The 4,015-nt window shown below is 55.9% G+C and carries 5 protein-coding genes and 1 CRISPR repeat array; of the genes, 2 read left to right on the forward strand and 3 right to left on the reverse strand.

The window, feature by feature from the left end:
• A partial coding sequence (locus A6A04_RS17440; RefSeq protein WP_156612671.1) for a hypothetical protein occupies positions 1–341 on the reverse strand: 341 nt, incomplete at its 3' end.
• A gap of 465 nt (positions 342–806) precedes the next feature.
• On the opposite strand from A6A04_RS17440, the gene A6A04_RS17445 reads away from it, so the two are divergent.
• Complete coding sequence (locus A6A04_RS17445) at positions 807–1,970, forward strand: sensor histidine kinase (RefSeq protein WP_068495192.1); 1,164 nt, start codon at positions 807–809, stop codon at positions 1,968–1,970.
• Between the two features lie 13 nt (positions 1,971–1,983).
• On the forward strand, positions 1,984–2,196 hold the full coding sequence (locus tag A6A04_RS17450) for a hypothetical protein (protein ID WP_068495194.1): 213 nt from the start codon (positions 1,984–1,986) through the stop codon (positions 2,194–2,196).
• Between the two features lie 264 nt (positions 2,197–2,460).
• Positions 2,461–3,154: a CRISPR direct-repeat array (repeat unit 36 nt; unit sequence GTTGCGGCTGGACCACGGTTCCCTATCGGCTAAACT).
• Between the two features lie 74 nt (positions 3,155–3,228).
• Here A6A04_RS17450 and cas2 read toward each other — a convergent pair.
• Together cas2 and A6A04_RS21865 are read right to left on the reverse strand one after the other, a co-directional pair.
• The gene (gene cas2 / locus A6A04_RS17455; RefSeq protein ID WP_245651268.1) at positions 3,229–3,537 is read right to left on the reverse strand and encodes a CRISPR-associated endonuclease Cas2; all 309 of its coding nucleotides are present in this window, start codon (positions 3,535–3,537) and stop codon (positions 3,229–3,231) included.
• A gap of 28 nt (positions 3,538–3,565) precedes the next feature.
• The coding region (locus A6A04_RS21865) for a CRISPR-associated endonuclease Cas1 (RefSeq protein ID WP_172822808.1) at positions 3,566–4,015 on the reverse strand (450 nt) is incomplete at its 5' end.

Here is a 4,015-nt window from a genome sequence, read left to right on the forward strand (position 1 = left end):
TGGTGAACTCGCGCCTCAACCGCGCTCCTAGCCGCAATGGCGGCATTGATTTCGTCTTGCTCGGCAGCCAGCTTCGCCCCCTTGCGGGCATCTGTGCCTTGCTCGAATTCCTGCATGGAAGCGATAAGGGATGCTTCCTTGGAAGCAAGCGCCTTGACCCGAGCTTCAAGCTCCGCCTTCTGTCGGGTCAGCTTTCCGGCATCATCAATGCCCTGGAAGTTTATGGTCCGGGCATCTTTGGCGACCGGTTTCGCCTTGGTGCGATCCGCCAGTTTGGACACGCCAACCATGACGGCAAAGAAACCACAGGCTGACAGTACGATCAGAAGTATAGGCATCATTCCCCCAAATGGCAGATAGCCATACGAATTTAGCCTAGCACATCAGCTGGTACTGCCCATGCCAAAAGCCAACAGTCCCCAACAGGGTAAGTAAATGACGGCTTGTGGCACTCAAGGGCCGCCGCAGCCGTTCTCGCCGAACGACGGGTGTCTGGGGTAGAGCGGTCGGCCGCAGCGTACCGGCCGACCGGCGCAGGCTGACCCGAAGTAGCCGTCTCAATTGCGAAGAAATTTAGGCGTTGGCTTTGCGTCAAACTCCATCTGTTGATCCAGAACTGTAGGCCCAGACCCATGCAGCCAAACGGTAACTCTGAATTTATGATCATTTTGCGTGGCAACATGCCCCCAAATGCCACACGATAAACACCTGCCTTCCGATCCTAGGATTAGGCAGAGGAATTGTGCAGTCGGAATGCCATCATGAGCAATGAAGGAGTTGATGCCCGACATTCAAGGGGACCAAACTTGAGCCTCAATGATATTAGTCAACAACTCCTTGAGGTCGAGGATTCCAACGCGCGAATGCGGGCCATTTTTGATAATACCTACGAGTTTATTGGCTTGTTGAATTCCGAAGGGTTACTTTTGGAGGCCAATAGAACCGCCTTGGCTTTTATCGGACGTGACAGCCTAGGGACACTCCTTGGGGTTCATTTCGCTGATACGCCATGGTGGGAGCATGATGCGGCGGGGCGCGAGCTGCTGATCGACGCTATTGATCGGGCAGGTAAGGGCGAATTCGTGCGGTTTGAAACAACTCATACTGGTCCAGAAGGTCAGATCTATGTGGATTTCTCTATAAAGCCGATCCATGACACGTCAGGAAACATCGTTTATCTGGTGCCGGAAGGGCGCGACATTACTTCGCGCAAGCAGGCGGAAGCGGCAGTATTACGATCCAAAATGGAGGCTGAGACGGCCAATCGGGCCAAGTCCGAGATACTGACCAACATGAGCCACGAACTACGCACGCCCTTGAACGCGGTAATCGGTTTTTCCGAAACCCTGCAAACCGGAATGTTTGGCTCTCCACCCACTCCGAAGTTCGCAGAATACATAAACGACATTCACAATGCTGGCCTGCACCTGCTCCGCATCATTAACGACATTCTCGATGTGTCGGCCATCGATGCTGGCAAGTTGGACTTGTACGAGGAGACCGTTAGCGTCAGGGACGTGATCGTGGCGACGATCCGGTTGATTAGTCCAAGGGCGGATCGGGGCGAAGTGGCGGTGGTTTACGAGACCCAGCCTGACTTCCCCCACCTCCGTGCCGACGAGCGACGATTGAAACAGATTATTTTGAACCTGCTCTCCAATGCGGTGAAGTTCACCCTCAAGAACGGAATAGTGAGGGTTTCAACCCGCATCACATCGGAGGGTCGGATGGAGATCATTGTTGCCGATACTGGCATAGGTATGAGTGATGACGGCATCGCCAAGGCACTGTCGCTGTTTGGTCAGGTAGACGCCGGGCTGGCCCGTCGCCACGAGGGTAGCGGCCTCGGCCTGCCCTTGACCAAGGGCCTCGTAGAATTACACGGGGGAACGCTCGCCATCGCCAGCGTGATGGACGTCGGGACCACCGTCACCGTGACATTCCCCGCAGAGCGGGTCGAGCCAGTTTGACGGTATTTAGCGCATGGACGCCATGCTCAGCCCCGACCCGGAGGGTCGTGTTCAGTTGAGGAACCTGAGAGGGGTGATGCGGCAGTGGTTGAAGGAGCAGGGCGTTAAGACTGTCGTCGATGACAAGCGCCTGAAACGCAAGTTGTTGGCCCTCGGTTACGACGTGCGCAAGATCAACGGGTACGAGACGTTGTTTGGGAGGAGTATCGCGATTCCCGTGGAATAGGAGTTCAAAGAATCGCTACCCACCGCTACCCTGGGCCGAAATCCGGAAAAATATCGAGTCAACTGTCTGACGATTCAGGCCCCCGCAACCAAATATATCAACGGCTTAGCCCTTAATCAGGCTAAGCCGTTTTTACTTGCGGAAGCGCAGCGGAAGCAGGCGGAAAGAAACCGGGCGCTGATATTGACAAGCCAGTGGATCGCTCGGAGATCCAGTCCCTTGAGGTGACGCCCCATCTCTTGGGGCGATTGCCTTAAGGAATTCGTTGCGGCTGGACCACGGTTCCCTATCGGCTAAACTAGGGAGCCGCCGAAGCCAAATTCTCAGCACGTTGCGGCTGGACCACGGTTCCCTATCGGCTAAACTAACGTAAATGGCCTAGAGGAATGGCGACTTGTTGCGGCTGGACCACGGTTCCCTATCGGCTAAACTCGATGTGACGCCTTGATACTGAACGCGGGTGTTGCGGCTGGACCACGGTTCCCTATCGGCTAAACTTGATTGGCCCGACAACGACATCCTCCACCTGTTGCGGCTGGACCACGGTTCCCTATCGGCTAAACTCCGCCTGGGAATCGATCTGCCGTCCAAGGCGTTGCGGCTGGACCACGGTTCCCTATCGGCTAAACTCTGTTCGACGCCAACGACGGGATGTTTTTAGTTGCGGCTGGACCACGGTTCCCTATCGGCTAAACTCCGGTTTCTGCGTCAACCTCGGGCAGATCGTTGCGGCTGGACCACGGTTCCCTATCGGCTAAACTGGCTGCCATAGACACAGACCGTCCGATGCGGTTGCGGCTGGACCACGGTTCCCTATCGGCTAAACTATACGCAGGATTTCCAGCGCGAACAGATGGTTGCGGCTGGACCACGGTTCCCTATCGGCTAAACTGCAGCACCTTGGCGCGAATCTGATCAGCGCGTTGCGGCTGGACCACGGTTCCCTATCGGCTAAACTAGATCCACTTATAACGCCCTGGAAACAGGGCGTTTTTTTCGTGCGGTGCTATGGAAAAATTCGGCTTGCGTGAGTCAAAACAGAAGGAGTTGGTCCGGTTTTTTCGGACCTGCCGAGCGTTCCCGTCCGGTGAAGCTGATGGTATTTTCATATTGTTTGTCCGTGAAGAATAGAATGCTGACCTTGCCGAACTTGGGAATCTGGCGCTCGATAGCGCGGGTTTGCGCCTCTGCCTGCTCCTTACCGGCGCAAAATCGCGCATAGACGGAAAACTGAACCATGGCAAAACCCTGATCCAGAAGAAAGTTACGAAACCCTGTCGCCCGCTTGCGTTCAGCCTTGGTACCGACCGGAAGATCGAACAGGACCATCACCCACATCATGCGATATCCCGACAGGGATGCCATTGCGTCATCGCCCGATGCTGGAAAGATCGAGCGGGGAGGGGACCAGGGGCAAGTCGAGGCTGGGCTTTGCATCCTCCAGACTGGTGGCCAAGGATTGCGCCAAGCGTTCCAGGGAATTGGCCAGGGGCGTGACGCCCGCCGATGTGTTCAAATCAAAGGCGGTTACCGCGACCAGGGCGCGTTTGGCTTCCTTGTCCAGGGTTGAAACTCCGCTCTCATTCAGGCGCACGACCAAAAGATCAACCAAGGGGCGGAATGGCTCCATCAAATCATCCACAAGGCACATGGGGTTTCCCCGGTTATGGTGATGCAGGCCAAGAGAGGGATGAAAGCCTGCGCCCAAGACGGCCCGTGCTGTTGCGGCCCGTAATATTGTGTAGTCGCGGTAGGGATCGATTTGGCAGGGCTTCGCCGAACGCGGCCCATAAACGGGCTGCTCCAATTTGCGCTCGAC

The sequence above is a fragment of the Paramagnetospirillum marisnigri genome (assembly GCF_001650715.1).
In the GTDB taxonomy this organism is placed as follows: domain Bacteria; phylum Pseudomonadota; class Alphaproteobacteria; order Rhodospirillales; family Magnetospirillaceae; genus Phaeospirillum; species Phaeospirillum marisnigri.